The sequence below is a fragment of the Streptomyces sp. adm13(2018) genome (assembly GCF_008042145.1).
GTDB lineage: Bacteria > Actinomycetota > Actinomycetes > Streptomycetales > Streptomycetaceae > Streptomyces.
This window is the reverse complement of the sequence record NZ_RDBH01000215.1, coordinates 1-1,066: the sequence shown is the minus strand read 5'-3', so window position 1 is coordinate 1,066 and position 1,066 is coordinate 1. Positions and strand designations below refer to the sequence as shown.

General features: G+C 73.6%; 1 protein-coding gene. It reads right to left on the bottom strand.

Annotated features, from left to right (window positions below; all coding sequences use genetic code 11):
- Window positions 1-46: 46 nt before the first annotated feature.
- On the bottom strand, window positions 47-1,066 hold a 1,020-nt coding region (locus EAO70_RS35755; RefSeq protein ID WP_148006959.1), incomplete at its 5' end, for a hypothetical protein.

The following is a 1,066-nucleotide window of genomic DNA, read 5'->3' as shown; positions in this document are numbered from 1 at the left end:
GGGGAGGCGCGGCCGCCGGCCCGACCGGCGGCCGCGCCGTGCCGCGTCAGGAGGGCGAGGTCGCCCTGCGCAGCGTGCTGATGCAGGAGCTGATCGCCTCCTGCAGCGCTTCCAGCCGCTGGAGCATGTCGTCCTCGAAGATCTCCTCCTCCAGGACCTCGTCCAGGGTCAGCTCCTCGAAGACCTTCGTCGCCTTCTGCAGACTGCTGTAGAACCGGGTCCGCCGCTCCTGCACCCGCAGCGCCGGGTCGTCCTCGACCGCCTTCGCGACCAGGCCCTTGACGGTGTCGTACGCCTCCCCGGCCCACTCGCCCGCCTCCTCGGAGTCGTCCAGCTCGTCGAGGAGCGACAGGTGCCGCTCGGCCTCGGCCCGCAGCTCGGCGGGCGCCTCCACGGTCTGCCCGGCCGGGGTCTTGATCTGGCCCTGCTCGACGATCTGCCGCACGTAGCCGATGCGGTCGGCCGCCTTGGCCTCGCTCGCCACCGCCTTCTTCAGATCGTCGGTGCGCGCGATGGCCCGGGCCATCTCCGTCTGCAGCGCCGGGTCCTCCTTCATCCGGTCGAGCAGCGCGCCGCGCGCCGCCTCGGCCGTGCCCGGGTCGGCGAGGATCGCGGCCCGCAGCGCCGTCGGGTTCTCGGCGACCTCCAGGGCCTTCGTCGGCCGGATGCCCTCCGCCTCGGCCGCCGCGGTGATGGCCTGGCCGCGCACGGACGAGGCGCTGTTGCGGGAGGTGTAGTACGCGAGCCAGACGTCGGCGTCGGGCAGTTCGATCTCCTCGCCGGGGACGAGCACCTCGAACTGCGGGACGAGGCCGTCGTCGGCCGCCATGTCCCAGGCCTTGTAGTAGCGCATGACCCGCTCCGGCGAGCAGCCCGCGAGCTCCGCGAACGCCTTCGCCGAGACCTTCACCGCGGCCGTCCCCTCGGCGGCCTGCCCACCGGGCCGGACGCTGCGCGCCACCTTGAGCGCGAAGGCCCAGCCGCCGGTGCGCGCGTAGACCCCGAAGTCCAGGGCATCACGTACGACGACGGGGTCGGGAGCGACGGCGGGGTCGGGGTCAGGTTC